This is a genomic window from Brevibacillus antibioticus (genome assembly GCF_005217615.1).
Classification (GTDB): Bacteria; Bacillota; Bacilli; order Brevibacillales; family Brevibacillaceae; genus Brevibacillus; species Brevibacillus antibioticus.
The window spans coordinates 4,932,367-4,956,662 of the sequence record NZ_SZNK01000001.1 but is presented as its reverse complement, the minus strand read 5'-3'; the positions used below and the strand labels follow the sequence as shown (position 1 = coordinate 4,956,662).

The following is a 24,296-nucleotide window of genomic DNA, read 5'->3' as shown; positions in this document are numbered from 1 at the left end:
GAACTTTTCATACATGTTCACATTCAAGCGTAAAAGAGAAAAACAATTTCACTTCTTTACCAACAGTATGCATTCAGCTATTGGGATCGGGGCAGATACAGTCCTCATCGAAATAAAGGATAACTATAGCAAACGGGGAATAAGAGACGCAGCGAGTCAGAAAGAGAGACTATCGTGGATGCTAAATGAAGGCGAGCGGAAAGATTTTTCCCGGCTTCACCATTTCTTATCAGCGTTATCAGAGTCAGGACGCGCGGAATATATCAACTCTCTGGAACCAGATCAGGATCGCGTCGGCAAGGCAAAGGTCGTTCATTACTATCTGCGAAGACTCCCAGATGAAGGGATTGCCGCCTATGATTATGCCTGGGTCTCCTACCTGAGCGGTACGAGACGGGAAGGCGGCTATATCAGCAAAGAGGAAGCTCGGCAGTTTAAGCTACAGGCTGTGAGACAAGCGCAGCAAGCCTATAACAGCTGGAGCGAGTTTATCACAGCATATATCGCCGGCTATCAATTTATGACTGCGCAAACATCGCTGGATCACCTGCGCCAAAATGATTGGAATTTTTCACGTTGCTTTGTTTCCGAACACTACATGCTATCGAAATCTATCTGGCATACGGACTTTTCAAATTTTCGCTAATCAATAAAAGCTCTTCCCATTTGGGTGAAGAGACATGACGGATACATGCTGCCGCAACCTTACATTATGTTACAATTATTGTAAGAAATTCGAAACTGCAGAAAGCGAGTTGATCTTATGAAAAAGAAAGTCATTCTAGCCGGCGGCACTGGCTTTATCGGCAAGTATCTGGCAGACAAATTCAATCAACTTGGCTACGAAGTAACGGTCATCGCCAGAACTTCCCCTCATATAACGTGGGACAATCACGCGAAAATCGTGGAAGCTTTGGAAGATTCCGAGCTGCTCATCAACCTGGCGGGCAAATCCGTCAACTGTCGTTACCATGAGAAGAACAAGGAAGAAATCCTGAAATCTCGGACAGAAACCACCCATATACTCGGCGAGGCAATATTGGCTTGCAAAAATCCGCCATCGCTTTGGATCAACTCCAGCACGGCCACCATTTACAGGCACGCGGAGGATCGTCCCATGACAGAAGCGAGCGGGGAGATTGGAACTGGCTTTTCCGTCGATGTCGCCAAGCAATGGGAAGCGGCCTTCTTTTCCTTTGATTTGCCGCATACGAGACAAGTATCCTTACGTCTGGCGATCGTGCTAGGCGAAAACGGCGGTGTGATCGAGCCTTACAAGAATCTAGTTCGCTTTGGTCTTGGCGGTGTCCAAGGATCGGGCAATCAGCGCTTTAGCTGGATACATGTTGAAGATGTGTATCAAATTATTCTCTTTTTAAAAGAACGCGAAGATTTAAGCGGGGTATTCAATTGTTCTTCTCCACATCCCGTCACAAACCGTGAATTCATGCAGCACTTTCGCAGCGTAATGAATCGAAGCTTCGGACTGCCTTCTCCCAAATGGATGCTAGAAATGGGAGCTATAATGATCGGAACGGAAACAGAGCTGGTGTTAAAAAGCCGCTGGGTCATTCCAGAAAGGCTTGAGCGTGAAGGATACCAGTTCCGTTTTGCCCATATCGATAAGACGTTGCAGGATATCGTGAAATGACCGACAAGCCTTCCAGGAACTATGTTCTCCACGCAAAAAGCAAGCAATTTTACTGGGAAGGGGATGGGCAGCTTTCCATTAAAACATTTCGTAATGGAAGAGCACATTACAAGACGAGTAAAGGCTTTTTTGCTGTGGAAGAGGGCAGGTATCTCTTGCTAAATGAAGGGGAGTATACCATTTCCATCGAGGAAGATGAGGAAGTGGAATCGTTTTGTATATTCTTCAAGCATGGTTTTGCAGAGAAGATTTTCCAATCGCTCAAGGAATCGACGAATAGACTACTTAGCGATCCTTATAAAGACACAGCTTCTATTGGTTTCTTTGAAAAAACCTATCATACGAGCCATACACTCACTTCCCAGTTAACGACTTTGAAAGATGGTCTCACCTTCCTTGATCGGGAATCCATCGGTTATGAAGAACAATTTCACCAGATTATGCAGACCATATTGCTCGGACAATTCGATGTAAGAAAAGAAATGGACGCTTTGCACGCGCTTCGGCAATCAACGCGCGAAGAGCTATATCGAAGAATCAGTACCGCCCACGATTATATACGGGCTTTTTATGATCATCCAATTAGGCTCGATGAGATCGCACAGATTGCTTGTTTATCTCCCAACCATTTATTGCGAACGTACGCCCAAGTGTATGGAAAAACGCCCCACCAGCATATTTCGGAATACCGGATACAACGAGCCAAGCAGCTGTTAGCCAAACTGGACTTCAGTATGACCGACATCGCCTTTGAGGTTGGATTCAGTAACCCTGTTTCCTTTAGCAAAATGTTTAAGCAGCATGCCGGGATTTCTCCTCTGTCATTCAGAAAAAAAGTGATTTTGGATAAGAAATAATCTTTGGATTCGTTTATTCTGATAAGGAAACGCGAACAAAAGGGGGACTTTATCATGCAAACGAACCTGATTCAAAAAGTAGGGCAAATCGGCATCCCTGTCAAAAACCTAGAAAAGGCCGTCCATTTTTACAAAGAGCAACTCGGGCTCCCTCTTTTGTTTCAGACAGGCAATATGGCGTTCTTTGAATGTAACGGACTTCGCCTCATGCTGAGCCTGCCGGAAAAAGAACAATTTGCACACGCCAGCTCCGTCCTTTACTTTCACGTGGATGACATTCAAACCGCTTTTGAAGAATTTAAAAATAGGGGCGTTCCGTTTATCGACGAGCCACATCTCGTAGCCAAAATGGGGCAAACAGAAACATGGATGACCTTCTTCAAAGACACAGAAGAGAATACACATGCCTTCGTGAGCGAAGTACAAGGAGAGGCCGTTTAAGTTTGAACGGTCTCTTTTTTTATTTTCCTCAAAAAAACGCGACCTTTTTCCAGTTTCTTACGACTAATAGGTGAGCAGTATATTTCGGGGTTTAGGGGGAGCCTTTTTGCATGATCTAGAGCAACAGATATTGTCCATCCATAAGAAGTACCATTTGGATATTTATCAGTTCCTTCTCTACTTTACTGGAAATCACACCGAAGCCGAGGACCTGACTCAAGAAGTTTTTATTCGTCTGTTAAAGGCTCTTCCCACCTATGACGGACGCTCTGAAATGAAGACGTGGATCTTTTCCATTGCCAAATATACAGCGATTGACGCGTACCGCCGCAGAAAAATGTACGAGCTGTTACCTAGCGAATGGCTGAAAAGGCTCCATTCCAAAGATGGCATTCCAGAGAGCTCTTGGGAGAGCAAAGAAACGCAGCATGAATTGATGGATGCGATCAGAAAGTTAAAACCAGCGCACCGTATGGCTGTTTATTTACGTGGAATCAAGGAATTCAGCATTAAAGAAACAGCAGAAATCCTCGGATGTACAGAATCCAAGGTAAAAACAGATTTTAGCCGCGGATTGCAGATCTTGCAGCAGAAGCTCAAGCCTCATTACTATCCGGGAGGGTTGCAAACTGAAAACGTTAAACGATAACGACAAAGAGCTTCTCGACCAACTAAAGGAAATGTCTCTTTCTGAACAGCCCAGAGAAGATTTCGTGACGTATCTGCAAAATGATTTGCAAAAAAGGGCACGAAAATTAAAGCAACAGCAAAAGCTGCTGGTGCTTGCTAAAGCAGGTGGAGTCGCAGCGGCTGCTTTTTTGGTCTTTGGACTTGCGAATATGCATGACGTGGGTGTGGAAAAGCCGAAAACCGTTTCTCTTCCACCTGCTGAAGTCGTAGAGCCGCCCAAAACCGAGCTGCCGATATTGCCCAAGCATCCAATAAGTAAGGAACCGACCGTACAAAAGAAGAATCCCCCTACAAAGACTTCTCCAAAGGAAACAAGTAAAGCTCGGACTGAGCAAGTCGACAAAACCAAAATCAATCCGGAACAGATCAACCAAACTCCGACTGGAGAAAGCCAACAGAGACAACCAGTAAGTCCGCCAATAAGTCCACCGGTTGCCCCGCCTGATATTCCTGCTCCTGTTTGGACTCACCTTCAAAAAATCGTGGGCGAAAACGTCAATGAATACCAGGCTCACTCCTCTCTCTCCAATGAGAAAACAGGGCAGTATTATTTCACGAGGTTGGTAAATGGTATTCCTTACTTGGATAGCGGCTATCTCGTGCAGGTTCAAGGAGAGAAAACGCAATCGTTGGCACTCAGCGGAAATAAACAATGGAATACGCAGCTGTTTCCTGACCCGGCCAAAGCGATTCCTATGGAGCAGGCTCAACAAGTTTTTGGGGATTCAGTGGAGCTCGCTTATGTCAGAAATCAATCAAAGCTCGTCTATTTTCCCGGTTTATTCAGAAACATCAATGCCATAGACGGAACGGTTAAAAAAGAAGAGCAAAAGCAACTCATTCCGATTACACCACATGGGGGGCAATTTGTACGTGATGAAAAAGAGGCTGCTGCATTCCTCTCTAAGGAGCTCCAACTCCCCATGCATGAAATGGCTTTTCAATATGATTCATCCAATAATAACGGCAAACAACCTCAGAACATTACTGTTTATAAATGGTTTTCTGCCAATAAGCAGAAAAGTGTTTCAATGGATGTGATCGCCGATACAGGCCAGGTCGTCAGCTATTATTTTCATGAAAAAGAAAAAGAAGAAGAGAGCAGTAAAAAGATACCCGATCCGAAGCCGACAGAGGCTTATATTGAATCAGCTTCTCTCTTTTTACAGAAGTTTCTCGATAAAAGCATTCAGCAATTACGTGTCAAAAACATCATCCGTAATTCATCTACGTCTCAGATAACCATCCAATTCCAAGCAATGCACCATAACATCGCCATTATTGATCGTACCTTCGAGGTTTCGATAGACCTTGAAACGGAGCAAGCAGTTCGCATCGATGGAGATTTGACTACAAGTACGGATACCTTACCAGAACCTGTTAACGTCATTCTTCAAGAAACAGCAATCGAGCGTCTTTTGGAAGATAGTCCGCTGGAATTGGTGTACGCGAACAACCCCGGGCTATCAGGTGCAAATCAACCTCCGCAATTGATTTATACGATCATAAAAAAAGAGACAACACGAACCGGGATTGATGCGAGATCAGGTAAAAAGGTGATATGGTGAATCTACTCGACAAGAAGAAAGCCTCCGAATCATGATCGGAGGCTTTCAGCTATGATTACTTCTTTTCTCTAGCCAAAGGTTGTTCTAGATCTTTATAGTGTTGTTCAAAATCAAAAGATTCTTCTTCTACATTAGCTTTTACCGATAGGATTTTTCCATTTTGAGCTACATACACTTGCAAATGTTTTACATACCGTTCATCCTCTGGAAAAGGTGTTGTAAATCCAACGACCGTCCCCGAATCATTTACTTCCGAATACGGCGTTCCAAGTGCCACAAATTTGTACTTCTCACTGTCCTCGATAACCTGCTGTATAAATTGCGCCGCTTTTACCTTCGCTACCTCTTTACTAATGGGGGTATTGGATTTTTCATCCGTCTCATCAATGTATAAATTGTTCAACTCCCCGGTGATGTTGTCAATAATAAAGGCCCCATTATTGTTACTATAGAGGATCTCGTCTCGCATTAGGCTCAACTCAGGTCTTTTAAAACTTTTATTTGCACTTCGATCCCTTCTAAATATTTTATATGGCCCCTCTTTCAACTCAGGAACTACCTCAAATACCCGCTCGGCAGCTTTTCGTATTTTTTGGTCCAACTTCTCTTCAGTTAAAATGGGTAATACGCTATAGATGGTACCTTCAGTGTCCACGATCACTTCAAGATTCAACAAATTGTCATTCTCTGTAGTGAAATATACCCGTTTGACATCACGCTCAACAATGATTTCGCTTCCATCTTCATCGTCATTACGAGTCCTAACGGTATGTTCTTTGATGTTATCAAATTTGTATTGCTCAAACTTATCATCCAGTATTTCTTTCAAGAACTCCGTTGCTTTTTCTTTCGCTAATTCATCAGAAGGCGGATTCGATGATTCCTCGAGATTGGAAATGTGCTCGAAATAGACGAAATCGCCTGTTTCCCCATTAATTTCAATCGTTGCTGATGGATATTCTCCCCTTTTCTTTTTATCAATGTTAATGATATAGTTTCCATAACTATTTATTACCTCTTTTTTTTCGTATTCTTGTAATTGCGGCACCAGCTCGAGCACTTCCTCATACGTTTCTTTCACATGATTCGGGAGTTTAGATTCGTCCCAGTCTTTTGCCCAAACCGGTGTGCTGGACAACATCGTCGCTGCAACCAGCACAGCCAAAGTCTTTTTCAAATTTCGCATTTAAATCCCTCCGCATAATTAGTTCAGGGAATTTTTTCCTTTCAAAAATTAGTCGTTACAGCTAGTAAAAAGGTCGCAATTTTTGTAAAAAAACCTCCAAATTACTACAAAAGTGAATTCGGATGTTCCTATCTACCCTTTCACCGTAGCAATCGGCGCCACTTCGGCCACAATCTCAGCCATCCCATGATCGACATGCGACTGAATCACCGGGGTAATATCTTTATAGGCATATGGCGCCTCTTTTTTCAGCTCTTCTTCCCATTTCTTCAAAATGTCGCTCCGTCCGCGCAAATCCGCCCGCTTCGGGTCAATCGGATTAATCACGCGGAAGTTGGCAAGAAACTCGCGAAATCTGTCATCATCCACTTTCGCAGCGTCGCCGCGAGAAAGTGCACGACCAGCGCCATGGCTTGCGCTATACAAGCTGTCCCGATTCCCTAGCCCCGCCAAAATAAAGCTGTGCGAGCCCATAGAACCGGGAATAAACACAGGTTCGCCCGTATACTGAAACGGCGTGCCCATCATTTGCTCAGCCGATTTCGCCGTACATGACCCTTTTCGATGCAAAAATCCGCCCACCTGCTCGAGCTGTTCCTCCCACAAATAATTATGAGGTGCATCGTACAGCAGCTTGTGTTCAAAATCGCCCAACACATCGGAAATCGATTTGTACATCATCAGCCCCAGCATCAATCGATTGGCAAATGCAAAGTTCGCCGCATTGTGCAGGAGACTCCAAAACATTTTCCACTGTGGCAGGGAACGCTCCGAAAGAGGCAGTGGATACATGCCGTTATCTGGATGCTTCAAGGAAGTCGGGTACATCTTTTTCAGCATCTCTTTGATCCATGCCCCGCTGTTATAACCAATGGAAACAGAGCCGGTATGAATCATGAGGACGACTTGCCCTTCCTTCAGCCCCCACTGACTGGCGATAGAGCCCTGATGCACTTTTTTGACCACCTGAATCTCAAAAAAATGATTCCCACCGCCAAGTGAACCGATTTGTGCATCACGGGAGAGCTCAGCAGGACCGAGGAAGTCATCGAGTCCAATCGTCGATTCTGCGATAAAAGACCCCATTTTGTTAACATGGTTCAGATCGAGCTCCTGCTGCTTCTCGTTGTAATAACGCCAAATTCCCTCGCCATTCGCTTCCTTGTGGCTGTCCAGTATGCCGATCAGGCCTTCCTTGAACATTTTTTCCCGCATATGCCGTGTCATGGGAATATTGCGGCCCCCTTCGAAAAAAACATGGCGCACATTCCGTTCAATGGCATCCAGATTTGTGCGAATCTGTTCCTCGTGCAAATCCGTGACATACAGACGCATCCCGCAGTTAATGTCGTTGCCAATCGCTTGCGGCAGTACAAACCCACGTGTAAACAACGTCGTGCCTACAGGAATCCCGCTTCCTTTGTGAAAATCGGGCGTAATGGCTACTTCCAAAACCCCTGTATTGGGATCGTCAAAATAATCGGGTGAATGCTTTTGCAGCGTTTCAATTGTTTCATTCACCTCTAAAAGTCGATGAAGCTCCTCTACCGCATTGTTTTCCACTTTTACTTCCGGATTGATGAAATATTTAATCGGCGTGTTGCTCAATGTAAAACCACCTTTGTTTGTTTTAACAGGAACGTATGTTCTTTGTTTTTCAATAGAAAAAGCCGCTTTCATGCTCATTTCTTCCTTCCTGGATGAAAAAATGCAGCATGGTATCGCAGCCTTTACGCTTGGAGCTATTGGGTTATCACAAGGGCGTTATCCGCAGTCTATGGGAAACGGAGTTGGCTCACCCTTAAACAGCGCAATTGCGCAAAAGGCATACCTATGGAGTTGGATTTTATCGCTACATTGTTTGTTTCAGGCTTGATTACGTATGCGAACATGTTCGAATCCTCCTCCTTTCGTTTCTTGCTCACGATCTTACCATTGGGTAAATTTTACTGTCAATACAAAAAGACAAAAGCCCCCAAATTATCGGGGGCCACCTTCATCATGGTATTCTTGGAAATCAGAATTTGCTTCTTCCACTCCCGTCGTAGCCCCTGCTATTTTCCCATCTTGATCGACAGAAATTTTAAGATGCTTTACAAAGTTGATGTACTCTGGCAATGGCGTTGTAAATCCGACTTCTATCTCCACATAACCATCTCCCAAAACCCTTTCCCTAGATCCCACGAATTTATATTTGTCACTATCCTTCATAACCTGTTGAATAAAGTGAGCTGCCTTTTCTTTTGCAGCCTCTTTCGTAATGGGGTTATTCGATTTTTCTCTCTCTTTTAGAAGAGAAAAGCCAGTCAATTCCCCTGTTCTGTTGTTAATAAAAATGAGCTTAACCTTATTACTACTTTCCGAAACATAACGGATCACATCTCTCTCTAAGCTCATATGTGGCCCCTTAAACCACTTCGAGTTACGATTATCAGACCTGCTTATATGATACGTTTCTTCCTTCATTTCAGGAACAGCCTCCAATAACCGTTGGGCAGTTTGTTTCACTTTCTCATCCAGCTTGGATACGTTGAAAATCTCTCCTTCTTCTACACTGTAGATTTCTCCGCTAGCTTCAACCAGCACGGAAAGAATGGGCTCTCCATCATTTGGGGAAGTGAACACGACTCGCTTCCCACCCCGCTGTACATCTATTTCCTCTATTACGTCCTCTCCCTTTTCAACCACATAATAAAAATTGATGTTGGCAGGCTTGACATCTGTAAATTGGTATCGGTGAAACTTCTCATCCCATATTTCTTTCAAGAACTTTGTGGCTCTTTCTTTGGCGATTTCATCTGATGGTTGTTTTTGTGATTGCTCTACCGAGGAAATATGAGTGAATAAGACCAAATCCCCTGACTTTTCATCGATTTTGATCGTGGCAGACCGATGCTGCCCTTTTTCTTCTCCCTGCAAAATCAGCTCGAAACGATCGTCTTCCTGTTCAACGGAAGTCAGTTTGTACTGTTTTAATTGAGGAACCGATACCAAGACTTCTTCATACGTTTCATTCACGAGCGTAGGGAGCTTGACCTCATTCTTGTCTTTTGCCCAAACCGTTGTGCTACATAACAAGGGTGCTGCAATCAACAAGGCCAAGATTGAATTCATTTTTTTCATGTAATTTCCTCACTTCCGTTCCGACATTTCCCAATTGATAAGTCGTGACACCAAGAGAAAAGGTCACAAACTTTTATTAAAATGACCTATAGACCTTCGTTTTAGTCAATTGTAAAAAATAGGTTGACATCTGATTTTTGGCAATTGTAAAATACAAATAAGACAACTGTCAAAAAAGGAGTGAGAGTAATGAAAAATGGGAAGAAGCTACCTGATGCCGAATTTGAAATCATGAAGGTAGTCTGGGGAAACGAGCCACCCATTACGACTGCAACGGTGATGGAGCAACTCGGAAAAGAACGCCAATGGAAAGCTCCTACAGTGATTTCCCTTATGCTGCGTTTGGTGGAACGAGGCTTTTTGCATACAGAGAAGGATGGAAAAGAACGCACATATTTTCCGCTTGTAGGAAAAGAGGAGTACCTTGCTTTAGAAACGGAGCATTTTATGAAGCAATATCATGAGAATTCTTTTTTGAGCTTCGTCCATACACTGTACAACGGCAAACAACCCAGCGAAAAAGAACTGGATGATCTGCTGAAATGGGCCAAGGAGCAAAGGGAATAACCGATGCAAACCTTTCTGATAGCATTGCTGGAATGCTCAATCGCCATGTCGGTAATCGGTCTCCTCTATATGGCCGCTACCCCCTTCTTGCAGAACCAATTTACGGCCAAGGGGCGCTACTATGCATGGCTGATCATTGTCATCGGTCTGATTATTCCGTTTCGCTTCCAATTCCCCACGTCTGTTGTTTCCTTGGAAATACTGCTCCCTGTGCTGGAGAATGTCGGCCACACCTCCCTTGACCAGGGGATTACTCCTTCAGCAGCAACTGTGGCGGCAATACCTTGGTATGTACTGGCTGGAGGATTCTGGATTGGCGGAGTTATCGTGTTCTTGTCTTACCACGCCATACGGCACAAACATTTTCTGCACATGATGAAGCGTTGGGGCATGGAATGCTCGGACCAACAAGCGCTACGACTGTTGCAGGATGTTCAAGCGAACATGAACATAACCCGAAAAGTGGATTTGCGGGTCTATCCGGGTATTGCCAGCCCGATGCTAGTCGGCTTTGTCCGTCCTATCATCTTGCTTCCGTCTGAAAATATCTCGTCCAATGAGCTTCTGTTCATCCTGAAGCATGAGCTGATTCACTTAAAACGCGGGGATTTGGGCTACAAAACACTTGTGCTTATTGCCGCCGCCCTTCATTGGTTTAATCCGTTTGTCTATCGAATGGCCCGGGAAATTGCGCTTCAATGCGAGCTCTCTTGTGACGAGGAAGTCATCAAGCATTCCGATATGAGCAATCGCCAGCAGTATGTAGAGGCCATTATTGGCCTGATAAAGAAGCAATCCCGGGAACAAAGCTTACTCTCCACCAGCTTCTCCGACAGCAGACTAGACTTAAAGAAAAGGGTGATTTCCATCATGGATACAAGAAGCAAGAAATGGGGCATTTCGCTTTTGATGGTTATCGTTTTGGCTACGATAGGTACGGGCGTTATGTTAAAACTAAGCCCAACAAAATCCGAAACCACAACGCCAGACTCAACAAGGTCCATTCCGGCATCCGGAAATATAGCGATACACGAAGAGAACAAACCGGTGGCTTCTCAAGCGGATCCCGTAGCTTCCGCAAATAACCCGGAAGAGGATAGGGAGGGAACCGCTTTGGAACCCGCTTCTGCGGAACGTAAATCCTCAACTTCCGAAGCCTCGCCTACTTTAGAACCCGAGCCGGCACCCGAACAGAACACGGGCAGTCCCGTAGCTGCCCCAAAAAGCACCTCTTCTAGTCCGGGCGTTGTTATACCTGCTCCAGCTCCCGCAGAGATAACGGGCAGTCCCGTAGTCGATTCAAAAAGCAAACCTTCTGTTCCCGGCGTTGTTAAACCTGCTCCTGCTCCAGCTCCCGCAGTGATAACGGACAGTCCCGTAATCGACCCGGCAGTCAAAAGTGCAACGGAACCCGGGGAGAACAAGCGGTAACTTTCGTTTGCAGCTCCCGCTACTTCTCGCAAATAACCAACAGCAATCGGATACTGCCATCTGGCTTGTCTGATTGCTGTTTATTGGTTCTTCTTTTACAACTCACCCTCCATAAACTTGATCAAGTACACATCAGCATGCGCGATAAGTTCTGTAAAGCTGCACAAATCCGCATACTCCTTATGCTCCTCATCATACAAGCCTATGCTACCTTTTTTCTTCGGATTCCACACAAGATGCAGATGGGAGTAGTTGTCGATTTCGGCAGACAAACGCAGTAGCTTTTGCCGACCGACCTTCAGCTCAATTGTATCGGTCAATGTGAAAAAGTCGATGTAGCCGATATCATACTCATTTTCGACCAACTCAAGACGCAGCTCCTCTCCAGTAAGGAAGCCAATCACCTCTTCGGTCAGTTTATATTTTTGCAGCTCGTGCTTTCTGTTCTCCACATCATGCAACTCGGCAGGTTCCAGCGATTTCAAATACGCAGCCAACTCAGTATCTTTACTGCTGACCGCGATGGTATAAGGGCGCTCTCCACCCTTTTCCGCTACCATAACGTCCGCACCGCGTTCAACCAAATACTTGACCATGGCGACATTCCCCAAGCGCGTGGCAACTGTTAATGGGGTCGCTTGATACGGATACACCATATCTGGTTTGTTGTAATTGATGTCCACGCCATGATCGAGCAAGTAGGCCGTGGTCGTAAGGTCATGATCCGACACGGCTTTACGCAATACATCGCCGCCATGCAGTCTTATATCCAGTCCCAGCTCTTGAATGAGTGGGATGTTCTTTTTGTTGCCGTAGTAAGCCTGCAAATAAGCGCCTGAGCGCACCTGATTGAGCATGTCCAGCTTGGCGCCTTGCGCTGCAACATAACGAACGATTTCCTCCTTGCAATAACGTACGGCCATCAAAAAAGCTGGATTATTTTTGACATTCAAATTGACGCCTTGCTCTACCAGCAGCTTAACAACTTCTAGCTTCTCCGAAACAAGCGCCAGATCCAACGGGCTTATCTTCGTATATTCGCTAAGCACAAAGCCCTCTTCTATATCCCAGCCTGCGGCAATCGCATCTTGCAAAGCCGGAACATTGCCTTGATAAATATGCATCGCGATTTCTGGCAGCTCTTCGAACCTCCCGATACCCTTCAACATGATCATCGATTATCCTCTCCTAGCCTATGTCTTATGAAAAATATAGAGAAAAATTTGACAAAAAACAACAAAATACTACTTTTTTACCCTTATTTGTTTGAAAATACAGTCAATTACGCCTATTTTTGTCGAATTTGCTCGATAAATAGTTTTTGTCCAATAAAAGGAGTAATTTTACGAGAAGAGAAATACTTATGCAAATCGTCTTATACATAATTTTTTAAGGAGAGTGGACCGATGAAGAAGATGCGTACTCTCGCTTCTCTTACGCTTGCAGCATCACTCATGCTGAGTGGCCTTCCTTACAATGCATTGGCAGCGGTGGAGTTAAGCGAACAGGATTGGGAGAAAGTAAACGAGTATACCAACGCGGAAGTAGAGCTTGGCTCCGAAATCTCGAAAATCTCCCCCCTGCTGAACACCAGTTCCAGCAAAAATGTCAGTGTCATTATTGAGCTGCAAAGTGAACCTTCGATCACCGCGAAACACAGCGAAGGTTCTGAATCTTCCGTTAGATCGTTGCAAGCAAAAGTAGAGGATGAGCAAGCTTCCTTCCTCGATGAGGCAAAAGACAACAAGGTCAAACTGAAGGTAAAGCGCAAGTTTGAGCATGTATTCAACGGGATGGAAGTAACGGTGTCAGCCGACGAGTTGGAAGAGCTGGCTGAACTGCCACAGGTAAAGCGCATTTATCAGAATACGTATTATGAGCTTCCCGAAATTGATGCTGTTAGCGAGAAAGCATCGTCTACCAAATGGGATCAGGCCCCTCTCCAACAAATTGGCGTTCTCGATATGTGGAAAGACGGTCTGACAGGGAAAGGACTGAAGGTCGGCGTCATCGATACCGGTGTCGATTACAAGCACCCTGATCTCAAAGATGCTTATAAAGGCGGATATGACTCCTTCGACAATGACAAGGACCCTTATGAACAAGCGCCAATCCCTGTGGAAGAGGACCGCGATGGAAAAGGATATGAAGGCTCCAGCCATGGAACTCACGTCTCCGGCACCATCGTAGGACGCGCCAAAAACAAGAACTCGGACGTGCAGGTAAAAGGGGTTGCCTACGGTGCAGACCTCTACGTCTACCGCGTATTGGGCCGAGGCGGCGGTAGCTCCGCTCAGGTCATCGACGGTATCGAAAAAGCGGTGAAAGACGGCATGGATGTCATTAACTTGTCACTTGGCTCCGCTATGGAGAAGGACTCTGACTCCCCAGATGCCATCGCTGTGAATAACGCGGTACTGTCTGGTGTGATCACGGTTGTATCGAGTGGAAATGCAGCCGACAAAGAGCGCGGCAGACATTTCTACACGGCTGGCTCACCTTCTGGTGCGAGGCTGCCGATCACAGTTGCAGCGGTAGACTCCCCTACCGTACAATATGACGGCTCAGCAACCTCGTCCTTCGGAACCAAATACGAATTCCCAGTGATGGCATGGCAAGTGAAAAAGGATAACTTCTCCTCCATCATCGGAACCAAACCGCTGCCAGTCGTCTATGCCAACCTTGGCTCTCGCAGCGATTTTGAAAAGGCAAATGTAAAAGGCAAAGTCGCTCTCGTTTCCCGCGGTTCTCTCGGCTTCACGGAAAAAATCGAAAACGCCCGAAAAGCTGGCGCTGTCGCTATCGTGGTCTTTAACGGTAACGACGTCGACGGGGATGGCGTAGCTGACCTGGATATCCGTGATCGCGAGGGCTATGTCAGCACGATCCTTGGTGACCAGATCGAAGCGATCCCTACCTTTGACATGAAGGGTCTGGAAGGTCGGACACTGGCAAAAGAGCTGCTGGCTGACCCTGAAAAAGCGAAAACACTGACGTTTACGTTCTCAGGAAACTATCCAAGCACAAATGATCCGGGCGACCGCATCGCCGGATTTAGCTCACGCGGTCCAATCATGGGCGACGATTACAGCATCAAGCCGAATCTGGCTGCGCCAGGTGTAGCGGTTCTATCCAGCTATCCATCTTGGAGCAAGCTGATCCCTGACGCCAAGTACGACAAAGCATACGCTCGTCTAAACGGTACAAGCATGGCGGCTCCGCACGTTTCCGGTCTCGCCCTGCTGTTGAAACAGGCACATCCAGACTGGACACCTGCCGATATCAAGGCAGCGCTTGCGAACACTTCAAAACCGCTGTATAGCCCAGACGGCACACTGTACGATGTGTACTCCCAAGGTGCAGGTCGCGTAAACGGCCACGCCGCATCGAAAACACCTGCTATTCTGACAACGGTAGAGCAGCTTACCATTTTGGGCGAAGATTTTGAGCCGAAAACCATTCCGTATTACGCAGATAACGTTTCCTTTGGCTTGCTGAAGGCTGGCAGCAATACGGTCACGAAAACGCTCCAGCTGAAAAACCTGTCCAAGAGCGAAGTTTCTTACGATGCAAAAGTGATCATGCATCCGTCCGTCACGACAGACCCGTACAAGCCAGGCTCCAAAACGCCAGATGTCGATGACATTGATGTGGAAATCTCCGTTGATTCCATCTCCGCTAAAAAAGGCAGCGCGACCACATTTGAGCTCAACCTGTCCGTTGACTCCGATGCAAAAGACGGCGTGTATGAAGGAGAAGTACTGCTGAAAGCGAAAGGCACCCCTGACCTGCGCCTGCCGTTTGCTGTGCACGTAGGAGACAAACGTGAGGATACCAACTTCGGTTTCGACAACCTGAAGCTGTCCGATACGACAATCACGCCTGATGGCGATGGCAATGAGGATTCGTTCACACTCGAAGCCGAGCTGCAAGCCAAAGACGTAAACCAGATCTCTGTTGAAGCATGGAGCTTGGACGATAAATACGTCGGTACTCTCGCATCCGTGTTCAACAATTACGCGTTGATTGCGCCAGGCCCTATCACTTTCTCTAATCTCGATGGTACTTACTACGATGGTTCCCAAGTAGCGAAAAAACTCGATCCAGGCCAATACAAGCTGAAGCTCGTCGGTCGCAGCGTTGACCAAAGCAAGCCGAAGGGTGAGCAGATTGTAAACGAATACGAGGCTTGGAAATCCTTCATGATTAAGGCATCTGATAAAAACGCTGTCTTGTCAAAAGTAGTTGAAGGAGCCGAGGAGCAATTCGAGTTTGAGGTTGCGAACACTACAGAGCTGGATCAGCCGGTGCTTGCCCTGCCGGAAGAGAGCGATGATGTGACTTATCAGGTGACGAAGAGCTCTGATACGGCGTTTATCGACGATGAGGGGATTTTGAAGGAGCTGCCTGCCGAAGGTGAAGAAACCGTTACCCTGTATGTGACGATTACTTCTAAGGAAGATGCGTCGGTTACAAGGACTGTGAAGGTAGAAGTTACGTTGGAGGCGGCAGTAGAGTAGTTTGGTATGACGCTTAATAGATGAAGGAAGGCTCCGCCATGATGTGTGCGGGGCCTTCTTCCTTTTATCCCCCTACTCTGCGAAATCAAAAAAGAACCTTCAATCCAAAAATGGATCAAAGGTTCCAAAAGATTGCCATTAACTAATTAACTATAAGCTAGTTCCTTCTCGCAAAGACCAAGCACCTCGTCTGTCGAACGTTGAATCTCTTGAAGAAGCTCTTGATTTTGCATAAGTGACACGCCATAAGAAGGAATCATTTCTTTGATTTTCGGTTCCCACTCTGCCATACGTTGTGGGAAGCATTTTTCTAATACCTCAAGCATAACCTGAACGGCTGTAGAAGCACCTGGAGATGCGCCGAGCAATGCAGCTACGGAGCCATCAGCGGCACTAACCACTTCTGTACCAAATTGCAGGGTACCTTTTCCTGCTGGTGTATCCTTGATAACTTGCACGCGTTGGCCCGCTACCACGATACCCCAATCCTCGCTTTTCGCATTCGGAATGAACTCCCGTAGTTCTTCCATGCGCTTTTCATGCGATAACATAACTTGCTCGATCAGGTATTTGGTCAATGCCATTTCTTTTACGCCTGCCGCCAACATCGTGATGACGTTGTTCGGTTTTACGGAAGTGATCAAATCCATATTGGAACCTGTTTTTAAGAACTTTGGCGAGAATCCCGCAAAAGGTCCAAACAGCAACGATTTTTTGTTGTCGATGTATCTGGTATCCAGATGCGGTACCGACATTGGAGGAGCACCGACCTTTGCTTTACCATACACTTTTGCATGATGCTGCTCTGCGACTTCCTGATTTTTACAAACCATGAACAATCCGCTTACCGGGAAACCGCCGATATGCTTGGACTCTGGAATACCGGTTTTTTGGAGCAGATGCAAGCTTCCACCGCCACCGCCGATAAAGACGAATTTGGCAATATGCTCTTCGATGTTACCAGTGCCCATATTGTACACTTTCAATTTCCACATACCGTCGCTGGTACGTTTGATATCCTCAACAGCATGGTTGTAGTTGATCTTGACGTCTTTCGTCTTCAGGTAATCAAACAACATACGTGTCAAAGCCCCAAAATTGACATCGGTACCAGAGTCGATTTTAGTCGCAGCTATTGGTTCATTCGATGCGCGGCCTTCCATAATAAGTGGAATCCATTCCTTCAGTTTTTCAGGGTCATCGGAGTATTCCATCCCTTGAAATAGAGGATTGTTTGCCAGCGCTTCAAAACGTTTTTTCAAAAAGCTTACATTCTTTTCGCCTTGTACCATACTCATATGAGGTATTGGCATGATAAAGTCTTGCGGATTTTGGATGAGATTGTTTTTTACAAGGTAAGCCCAAAATTGTCTGGACAGCTGAAAATGTTCATTGATCTTAATCGCTTTGCTAATATCTATAGATCCGTCAGCTTTCTCGGATGTATAGTTCAGCTCACAGAGTGCCGCGTGGCCAGTACCCGCATTATTCCATTCGTTAGAGCTTTCTTCCCCTGCTTTTGCGAGTTTCTCAAAAACCTTGATTTCCAACTCCGGTGCCAATTCTTTTAGTAATGCTCCCAGAGTTGCACTCATGACCCCTGCACCAATCAAAATAACGTCTGTTTTTTGCTGTATGGAGCTCATATTACCCTTCCTTATCTACTGTTTTTGTAAAAAAGAAGTAGTAGCTCCTTGCCCCGTTGCAAGACGCTACGCAAACATCTTACCTTTCACAACTATAACTATATCATAGAAATTATTTATTGATTCAATTATCTATTATAATTAGAGGATTAATAACTATCTAATGTTGGTAAAAAAGGGAGGATTCCGCAAACGGTGCCTGATGAACACGTAAAAACCCTGGTTTTATCTCGGTTTCTTGCAGGGGTTTCCTATTTGGTTTGTTGTTACCAGTGAGGCGCCTACCATATAAATTTTGTTTTCCGAATGGTAAAACTTGGTAAAATCCCGTATCTAAGGAGAGATGGAGATGGACTCTTTGACCCACCTGACAAACAACATTCCGTGGCAACGTTTGACGACAGCTTATGGCAGAGGGACGGACATTCCGCAGCTTATAGAGACCGGGCAATATGAGGAATTGTCCAGTCTAATCGAGCACCAAAGCACCTTGTGGCAGACGACTCCGTGGGTACTGATGATACTCCTGCAGGAGCTTTCCAAACAAAAGCCAGAACAAGTCTCTTTGCAGGAAATTCAGTTGTACACGGCTGTAGCTTCTACTATAAACGTGGACGAAATGGATTCACAACATGCAGTTGAGACCATGAACGAGCTATTGGACGAAAAGTACTTATGGCCAGAGGACGAGGAAGACGATGAATTATGGTGGGAAGAAGAGGAGCCGCGGGGCTATGATCAGGAAGCATTTTCTAGCTATTTTTCTTACAGCTATTTGCTGCTAAAGGATGCCATTCCCGTTTTCACTGCGATTATGGAAGAGAATGATAAGCTCGCTCCCGCTATTCAAGAGCTGCTCCTTATGCTCCAGTCAGAAGGGGAACGTGCTGTCGAATAGATATCGGTGTCTCCTATGATAGTCCGTACCCACCCACGTCTCCTTATGACGGGGTGGGTATTCCCAACTGCTGTACGTAATATCGATGGGCAACTTCTGCAATGCGATCCTGGTCTTCCCAGAAGCTCTGATCAAGCTTATCCAGCCGTTCTTCCTCTTCCTCGGTGAGAAACTGTGGAATATCCCAGAGTTGGGTGAGTCGGTTGTCTTCCGATAAATGCTCGATGCAGGCATATCCGGACTGGACGATTTCGAGTGCATGGACTGCCCCGATGGCTTGTAAGGCCCGTACCGCGTAAATATATGCCTCCTCTCCCCAGTTGCAAAAAAACTGCAAAAACCCGCCGTTATATGCATCAGCTTCCAACAACCATAGGGCGGCAATCTCTTGTTCCTGTAAGCTCAGTGTGCTCCAGCCCGAAGCATTCTTTTTCTGTACAAAGGCTGCGGCAAAATCGAACCATACATCATGGATATCCATCTTACTCAATCCCCTTCTAGATCATCTGTGACAAACCATACGAAATAAATTAATCTTATATGAATACATAATCATTTGGTAGATGGTGGTAGCCCCGCGTGGCTGGCATCTAAGAAAAAGAATCGTTTAGGAGGTTACAATGGACCAAACACTTATCGAACAATTGAATCGCTGGCATGAAGAAGACGAACACCAGCAAATTGTGGACTTGCTGCTAACCGTTCCCGAAGAGGAACGAGGCTATGAAGCGGTCGGCCGACTGGGCAGAGCTTATAACAACTTGGAGCTTTATGAAGAAGCGCTCGACCAATTGGAGAATATTGCTGAAGCAGGTCAACAAGATCCAGTCTGGCACTTTCGGATAGGTTTTGCCCTCTATCATTTGAAAAGATATGAAGAAGCGGTACAGGCATTCCGTACCTCTGACAACTTAAAAGCCGGTGATGAGAATACCGAATTATTTTTAAAATGGAGCTTACAAAAAGCGGAGAAGCAGCAAAGACAAGAGCTTCGGATGGCTGCTAAAAGGGCAGCGGCTGTTGCGGGTTCGGCATCGGCGGAAGTTCCTTTTTCGAACATGTCACTTGAAGACTTCTGGGACGACAGCGAGTACGCGAAACAGGAATACCAATCCGAGCCACCCACGGATGAACTGATCGCATCAATCGAGGAAGAGCTCGGATACAAGCTCCCTGCCTCCTATCTTGCACTAATGAAGCAACAGAATGGCGGAATTCCGAATAACACGTGCTTTCCAACAGAGGAGCCTACCTCCTGGGCTGAGGATCACATTGCCATTACGGGCATTCTAGGCATTGGCCGAGAGAAAAGCTATTCGCTCTGTGGGGATCTTGGAAGCCCATTTATGATTGAAGACTGGGGATATCCCGACATTGGAGTCGTCATCTGCGATTGTCCTTCAGCAGGTCACGACGTAGTCATGCTGGATTACCGGGCATGCGGGAGAGATGGTGAACCCGAAGTCATTCACGTCGATCAGGAACTCGATTATGAAATTACGTTCTTGGCTGAAAATTTCGAGGCGTTTATCAGAGGCTTAGTGAGCGCAGAAGAATACGATACCTCCGAGGAGGACAAGGAAGCGGCTCTTTATAAAGTAGCCCACGGGAAATTCTCTTCCTTGCTGGAGGGGCTGTGCACGCCAGTAACGGAAGTGAAGCAAATCGATCAGAAGATACGCAGCATTTGTACTCGGATTGTAGAGAAAAAAGGTTATTTTTCTTTTCATGCGGATGAACTCTCGTATCTGATGTACGATGTGCAGTTTTGGCTATACACAAAGTCATATCCCGATACCACTCGCGAACAGTACCTGGCAGTCTATGAGAAAATGATCGCCTTTGGCGGAGAATTCGGGCAAGGCGGGTATGCCCCAGGATGGATTAGCGAATGGCTGGATCGTCGCGAGAAGGATGGTCGGATCGTACAGGAAAATGGACACATCCGGTTTACAGATCAGTTCACAGCGGAAGTGATTCAGCAGCTACGCGAAGCCTAACAAACAAAGGTAAAGACCATCCTTAACCGGATGGTCTCTCTTCGCTACTACACTATTCGTGAAAATCGAGTCCGGATCTGACTTCTTTCACATACCCTGCCCGAATGACGAAATCTCCGAAGTGCTCGCCTTCCTCACGTTCCTTGGCATACCGATTTAAGATTGGCCGCAGTTCATTCAATATTTCTGCTTCTCCGATGTTTTCACGATACAGCTTGTTCAATCGATTGCCGGAGAAACCGCCGCCCAAATACATGTTGTATTTACCGACAGCCTTCCCAATAAAAGAGATTTCCGCCAATGCAGGTCTTGCGCATCCATTTGGGCATCCTGTCATGCGAATGACGATCTCCTCCTCGCGCAAACCCGCCTCATCCAAGATCAGCTCGACCTCATCTAGCAATGTAGGCAAATAACGCTCTGCCTCAGCCATTGCGAGTCCGCAAGTCGGCAACGAAACACAAGCCATGGAGTTTCTCCGCAGTGCAGAATAGGAAGCTCCATCAGTCAGCCCATATGCTTGAATGATCTGTTGAATTTCCGGCTTCTTTTCACTGGTGACATTCCCGATGAGGAGATTTTGATTCGGCGTCAGGCGGAAATCCCCTGTGTGCACCTTGGCAATCTCCCGCAGGCCGGACTTCAGGAGGTAGTTGTCCTCGTCTTTTACACGGCCATTCTGAATGAAAAGGGTAAAATGCCAGTTGTCGTCACTTCCTTTCACCCAGCCGTAGCGATCACCATTATGCTCGAAGTGATAGGATCGTGCCTCCTCTAGCTCCCAGCCCAGTCGTTGCTCTAGTTCATCGATAAACCATTCGATACCGCGGTCGTCGATTGTATATTTGAACCGAGCGTGTTTCCGCACCACGCGATCTCCGTAGTCTCTCTGGATCATGACTGTTTTCTCGGCGACATCCAATACTTGCTCCGGTGTGACGAAGCCGATCACCCGCGCCACCTGCGGATACGTTTTAGGATCGCCGTGGGTCATTCCCATTCCGCCTCCGACCGCAACGTTGAAGCCCAGCAATCGACCTTCCTCATGAATGGCGATAAAGCCCAAATCCTGCGAAAAAACGTCAACATCGTTGGCAGGTGGTACGGCGATCCCGATCTTAAACTTGCGCGGCAAATAGACAGGCCCGTAGATCGGTTCTTGCTCTATTCCATCCCTACTGTCGACAACCTTTTCTTCATCCAGCCAGATTTCATGATAGGCGCGGGTACGAGGATCGAGATGGTTGCTTATTTTCTTCGCCCATTCGTAAACCTCTTGATGAACTTCCGACTCGTACGGATTCGGATTGCACATGACGTTGCGGTTGACGTCCCCACAAGCAGCCAGTGTACTTAGCAAGGCTTCGTTTACTTCTTGAATCACCTGTTTCATATTCCACTTAATCACGCCATGCAGTTGAAAAGACTGACGAGTCGTCAGGCGAATCGTTCCGTTGGCAAACTGCTGGGCGATATCGTCCATCATGAGCCATTGCTCTGGTGTGACAACGCCACCAGCGGCACGAACGCGCACCATGAATTGATAGGCCGGCTCTAGCCTCTGTTTGCTCCGTTCGTTGCGAAGATCCCGGTCATCCTGCATGTAGCTGCCATGAAATTTCATCAGGCGGTTATCATCCTCAGGGATAGACCCAGAAATCCTGTCTTCCAGCGTTTCCGCCAGGCTCCCCCGCAAGTAATCGCTTTTGCGTTTAATATCCTCTACATCGCTGTGAGGAGGACTGTTTGGCGAAAGCAAATGATTTTCTGACATCGTTCCTATCTCCCCTCTCATTCTTTCTCAACACTCAGTAGACATCTCGCTGATAGCGTTTTTCCTGCTGCATCCGTTTCAAATACACAACCGCTTCCTCAGAATCAAGTCCGCCCTCTTGTTGGAGAATGGTGAGCAGGGCGGCGTGAACATCATGCGCCATCTTTTTCTCGTCTCCGCATACGTATACGTGCGCCCCAGCCTGCATCCATTGGTAAAGCTCCTTGCTCTTTTCAAGCATCCGGTGCTGAACATACACTTTTTCGCTCGTATCTCGAGAGAACGCGACATCCATATGCGTCAGTACGCCCTGTTTGAGCCAACGCTGCCATTCGAGCTGATAAAGAAAATCCGTGGAGAAATGCTGATCGCCGAAGAAAAGCCACGTCTTGCCCGTCGCCCCAAGCTCCTCCCGCTCTCCCAGGAAGGCACGGAATGGAGCGACACCAGTGCCGGGACCAATCATGATCAGTGGGGCGTCCGGGTTAACCGGGAGCTTAAAGTTGGGGTTATGCTGCACAAATACTGGTAGCGTATCACCTGTCTCCAAACGATCCGCGATATAGCTCGAACAAACGCCGTACCGCTCACGCCCATGAGCCCGATAGTGAACATTGCGAATTGTCAGATGAACTTCGTCCGGGTAGGACTTTAAGCTGCTTGAGATCGAATAGAGACGTGGCGGCAGCTTTCTAAGAATGGAGACAAATTCTTTGGCAGGCACGCCCTTCAAATCGTAGTCCTCCACCAGATCCAGCAAATCCCGATTTCGAACATAATCACGAAGCGCTTGCTCCCGCCCTTCCGCAAGCAATTCCTGCATCCCGTTCCCTGATGCTAACTTTACTGCTTGTTCCAAGAGAGGCTTGGTGAGAACCGTGATTTCAAAATGACTGGACAAGGCCTCTTCCAACGTGCGCTCTTCCCCGTTTTTATGAATGGGTACGAGCTCTTCCGCCTTCCAACCCATCGCGTCAATCAGCTCACGGACAAGGTAAGGATGATTTTGGGGATAAATCCCCAAACAATCACCCGGTTCATACTCGAGATTAGAACCCTCAAGGGAGATTTCCAAGTGGCGAGTCTCCTTATCCGATCCACGTCCGTTCAGATTCAAGTTCTCCAAGACCACAGCCTGAAACGGATTCGACCGTGAATACTCAATCTGTGACCCTGACCCGATCACTGCACCGCCCACAATTGCGCTTGCAGCAGCAACCTGGGTCGCCGAAGCTTCACTGAGAGAGGCCAGAACCTGATTCATCCATTCAGAGGCTGGATCGTCGTAATCCACATCGCAATCGACTCGAGGAGTAAGACGCTTGCCGCCGAGTTCTTCCAACCGCTTATCGAACTCTTTGCCGGTTTGGCAGAATAATTCATAAGAGGTGTCACCTAATGCCAGCACGGAAAACCGTAGACCCACCAATTGCGGCGCTCTTTTGCTGTGCAGGAATTCATGGAGGGAGATGGCATTGTCCGGTGGTTCACCATCCCCATGTGTGCTTACCACAACAAGCAGGTTTTCAACCTTTTTCAACGCATTCGTCTTGAAGTCGCTCATGGAGGAGAGCGTTACGTAGAAGCCGTGCTCCTGAAGCTTTCCGGTCAGCATCTTGGCCAGCTTTTGGCTGTTCCCGGACTGAGACCCGAAAAGCACTGTCACCTCTTTGGAAATGACTGCCCCATTCGCAGTTGAAGCGGCTTGAAACCCAGCGACCATCGGCGCTTCCACTTTGTGCAGAGCTGTAAGATATCCACTCAGCCATACCTTTTGCACCTCCGAAAGCGTGGGCAGCAACCGATTTAGGAGCTCAACTTGTTCCTGACTGAAAGGACTGTCTGTTACCTTAAGTACCAACGATATGCACCTCACACAGAAAAAATTAATTCCGAGTAATCTTATGTGATTATTTACTTTAAGCTACCACAGTGAGTAGAACC

Annotated in this window: 19 protein-coding genes; 11 read left to right on the top strand and 8 right to left on the bottom strand. The window is 46.7% G+C overall.

The window, feature by feature from the left end; translation table 11 throughout:
• The first annotated feature begins 13 nt into the window (after window positions 1–13).
• From E8L90_RS24070 to E8L90_RS24045, 6 genes are all read left to right on the top strand, one after another.
• Window positions 14–646, top strand: coding sequence for a DUF1266 domain-containing protein (locus E8L90_RS24070; protein WP_137031646.1), 633 nt, complete (start codon window positions 14–16; stop codon window positions 644–646).
• A gap of 117 nt (window positions 647–763) precedes the next feature.
• Entirely contained in the window at window positions 764–1,651 is an 888-nt protein-coding gene (locus E8L90_RS24065) for a TIGR01777 family oxidoreductase (protein ID WP_137031645.1), read from the top strand.
• Window positions 1,648–2,508 carry a helix-turn-helix domain-containing protein gene (locus E8L90_RS24060; protein WP_137031644.1) on the top strand — a complete coding sequence of 287 codons (861 nt, stop codon included), beginning with the start codon at window positions 1,648–1,650 and terminating at the stop codon, window positions 2,506–2,508. Before E8L90_RS24065 ends, E8L90_RS24060 begins: the two co-directional genes overlap by 4 nt.
• A 54-nt stretch (window positions 2,509–2,562) precedes the next feature.
• On the top strand, window positions 2,563–2,949 hold the full coding sequence (locus E8L90_RS24055) for a VOC family protein (protein WP_137031643.1): 387 nt from the start codon (window positions 2,563–2,565) through the stop codon (window positions 2,947–2,949).
• Window positions 2,950–3,055: 106 nt separating this feature from the next.
• Window positions 3,056–3,598, top strand: a complete 543-nt coding sequence (locus E8L90_RS24050) for an RNA polymerase sigma factor (protein WP_137031642.1) — start codon at window positions 3,056–3,058, stop codon at window positions 3,596–3,598.
• A gap of 64 nt (window positions 3,599–3,662) precedes the next feature.
• A complete protein-coding gene (locus tag E8L90_RS24045) occupies window positions 3,663–5,207 on the top strand; it encodes a YcdB/YcdC domain-containing protein (protein ID WP_137031641.1) in 1,545 nt (514 codons plus the stop codon).
• Between the two features lie 55 nt (window positions 5,208–5,262).
• Here the strand turns inward: E8L90_RS24045 and E8L90_RS24040 are convergent, their stop codons facing one another.
• The 3 genes from E8L90_RS24040 to E8L90_RS24030 all read right to left on the bottom strand — a co-directional run bounded on the left by E8L90_RS24040 (window position 5,263) and on the right by E8L90_RS24030 (window position 9,516).
• Entirely contained in the window at window positions 5,263–6,393 is a 1,131-nt protein-coding gene (locus E8L90_RS24040; RefSeq protein ID WP_137031640.1) for a hypothetical protein, read from the bottom strand.
• A 132-nt stretch (window positions 6,394–6,525) separates the two neighbouring features.
• Window positions 6,526–8,079, bottom strand: a complete 1,554-nt coding sequence (locus E8L90_RS24035) for an RtcB family protein (protein WP_244297376.1) — start codon at window positions 8,077–8,079, stop codon at window positions 6,526–6,528.
• Between the two features lie 294 nt (window positions 8,080–8,373).
• Window positions 8,374–9,516, bottom strand: a complete 1,143-nt coding sequence (locus E8L90_RS24030; protein ID WP_137031639.1) for a YcdB/YcdC domain-containing protein — start codon at window positions 9,514–9,516, stop codon at window positions 8,374–8,376.
• Window positions 9,517–9,705: 189 nt separating this feature from the next.
• On the opposite strand from E8L90_RS24030, the gene E8L90_RS24025 reads away from it, so the two are divergent.
• Window positions 9,706–10,083 carry a BlaI/MecI/CopY family transcriptional regulator gene (locus E8L90_RS24025; RefSeq protein WP_047070220.1) on the top strand — a complete coding sequence of 126 codons (378 nt, stop codon included), beginning with the start codon at window positions 9,706–9,708 and terminating at the stop codon, window positions 10,081–10,083.
• 3 nt (window positions 10,084–10,086) lie between these two features.
• A complete protein-coding gene (locus E8L90_RS24020; protein ID WP_137031638.1) occupies window positions 10,087–11,514 on the top strand; it encodes a M56 family metallopeptidase in 1,428 nt (475 codons plus the stop codon).
• Window positions 11,515–11,609: 95 nt separating this feature from the next.
• On the opposite strand, the gene E8L90_RS24015 is transcribed toward E8L90_RS24020, so the two are convergent.
• Complete coding sequence (locus E8L90_RS24015) at window positions 11,610–12,689, bottom strand: ankyrin repeat domain-containing protein (RefSeq protein WP_137031637.1); 1,080 nt, start codon at window positions 12,687–12,689, stop codon at window positions 11,610–11,612.
• A 231-nt stretch (window positions 12,690–12,920) separates the two neighbouring features.
• Here E8L90_RS24015 and E8L90_RS24010 point away from each other — a divergent pair, with 231 nt between their 5' ends.
• Window positions 12,921–16,034 carry a S8 family serine peptidase gene (locus E8L90_RS24010; RefSeq protein WP_137031636.1) on the top strand — a complete coding sequence of 1,038 codons (3,114 nt, stop codon included), beginning with the start codon at window positions 12,921–12,923 and terminating at the stop codon, window positions 16,032–16,034.
• Window positions 16,035–16,180: 146 nt separating this feature from the next.
• Here the strand turns inward: E8L90_RS24010 and E8L90_RS24005 are convergent, their stop codons facing one another.
• On the bottom strand, window positions 16,181–17,680 hold the full coding sequence (locus E8L90_RS24005; RefSeq protein ID WP_137031635.1) for a malate:quinone oxidoreductase: 1,500 nt from the start codon (window positions 17,678–17,680) through the stop codon (window positions 16,181–16,183).
• Between the two features lie 349 nt (window positions 17,681–18,029).
• Here E8L90_RS24005 and E8L90_RS24000 point away from each other — a divergent pair, with 349 nt between their 5' ends.
• Window positions 18,030–18,578, top strand: a complete 549-nt coding sequence (locus E8L90_RS24000; RefSeq protein ID WP_137031634.1) for a hypothetical protein — start codon at window positions 18,030–18,032, stop codon at window positions 18,576–18,578.
• Between the two features lie 43 nt (window positions 18,579–18,621).
• Here the strand turns inward: E8L90_RS24000 and E8L90_RS23995 are convergent, their stop codons facing one another.
• A complete protein-coding gene (locus tag E8L90_RS23995; RefSeq protein WP_137031633.1) occupies window positions 18,622–19,068 on the bottom strand; it encodes a DMP19 family protein in 447 nt (148 codons plus the stop codon).
• A 130-nt stretch (window positions 19,069–19,198) separates the two neighbouring features.
• On the opposite strand from E8L90_RS23995, the gene E8L90_RS23990 reads away from it, so the two are divergent.
• A complete protein-coding gene (locus E8L90_RS23990) occupies window positions 19,199–20,578 on the top strand; it encodes an SMI1/KNR4 family protein (protein ID WP_137031632.1) in 1,380 nt (459 codons plus the stop codon).
• Between the two features lie 52 nt (window positions 20,579–20,630).
• Here E8L90_RS23990 and cysI read toward each other — a convergent pair whose 3' ends face one another.
• Complete coding sequence (gene cysI / locus E8L90_RS23985) at window positions 20,631–22,352, bottom strand: assimilatory sulfite reductase (NADPH) hemoprotein subunit (RefSeq protein WP_137031631.1); 1,722 nt, start codon at window positions 22,350–22,352, stop codon at window positions 20,631–20,633.
• Between the two features lie 34 nt (window positions 22,353–22,386).
• Window positions 22,387–24,213: an assimilatory sulfite reductase (NADPH) flavoprotein subunit gene (locus tag E8L90_RS23980; protein ID WP_137031630.1), complete on the bottom strand. Its 1,827-nt coding sequence runs from the start codon at window positions 24,211–24,213 to the stop codon at window positions 22,387–22,389.
• Window positions 24,214–24,296: the final 83 nt, after the last annotated feature.

Bases quoted from the DNA above. Each gene is read 5' to 3' on its own strand.
- E8L90_RS24070 (WP_137031646.1), top strand. From the start codon at position 14: ATGTTCACATTCAAGCGTAAAAGAGAAAAACAATTTCACTTCTTTACC.
- E8L90_RS24065 (WP_137031645.1), top strand. From the start codon at position 764: ATGAAAAAGAAAGTCATTCTAGCCGGCGGCACTGGCTTTATCGGCAAG.
- E8L90_RS24060 (WP_137031644.1), top strand. From the start codon at position 1,648: ATGACCGACAAGCCTTCCAGGAACTATGTTCTCCACGCAAAAAGCAAG.
- E8L90_RS24055 (WP_137031643.1), top strand. From the start codon at position 2,563: ATGCAAACGAACCTGATTCAAAAAGTAGGGCAAATCGGCATCCCTGTC.
- E8L90_RS24040 (WP_137031640.1), bottom strand. From the start codon at position 6,393: ATGCGAAATTTGAAAAAGACTTTGGCTGTGCTGGTTGCAGCGACGATG.
- E8L90_RS24035 (WP_244297376.1), bottom strand. From the start codon at position 8,079: ATGAGCATGAAAGCGGCTTTTTCTATTGAAAAACAAAGAACATACGTT.
- E8L90_RS24030 (WP_137031639.1), bottom strand. From the start codon at position 9,516: ATGAAAAAAATGAATTCAATCTTGGCCTTGTTGATTGCAGCACCCTTG.
- E8L90_RS24025 (WP_047070220.1), top strand. From the start codon at position 9,706: ATGAAAAATGGGAAGAAGCTACCTGATGCCGAATTTGAAATCATGAAG.
- E8L90_RS24020 (WP_137031638.1), top strand. From the start codon at position 10,087: ATGCAAACCTTTCTGATAGCATTGCTGGAATGCTCAATCGCCATGTCG.
- E8L90_RS24015 (WP_137031637.1), bottom strand. From the start codon at position 12,689: ATGATCATGTTGAAGGGTATCGGGAGGTTCGAAGAGCTGCCAGAAATC.
- E8L90_RS24010 (WP_137031636.1), top strand. From the start codon at position 12,921: ATGAAGAAGATGCGTACTCTCGCTTCTCTTACGCTTGCAGCATCACTC.
- E8L90_RS24005 (WP_137031635.1), bottom strand. From the start codon at position 17,680: ATGAGCTCCATACAGCAAAAAACAGACGTTATTTTGATTGGTGCAGGG.
- E8L90_RS24000 (WP_137031634.1), top strand. From the start codon at position 18,030: ATGGACTCTTTGACCCACCTGACAAACAACATTCCGTGGCAACGTTTG.
- E8L90_RS23990 (WP_137031632.1), top strand. From the start codon at position 19,199: ATGGACCAAACACTTATCGAACAATTGAATCGCTGGCATGAAGAAGAC.
- cysI (WP_137031631.1), bottom strand. From the start codon at position 22,352: ATGTCAGAAAATCATTTGCTTTCGCCAAACAGTCCTCCTCACAGCGAT.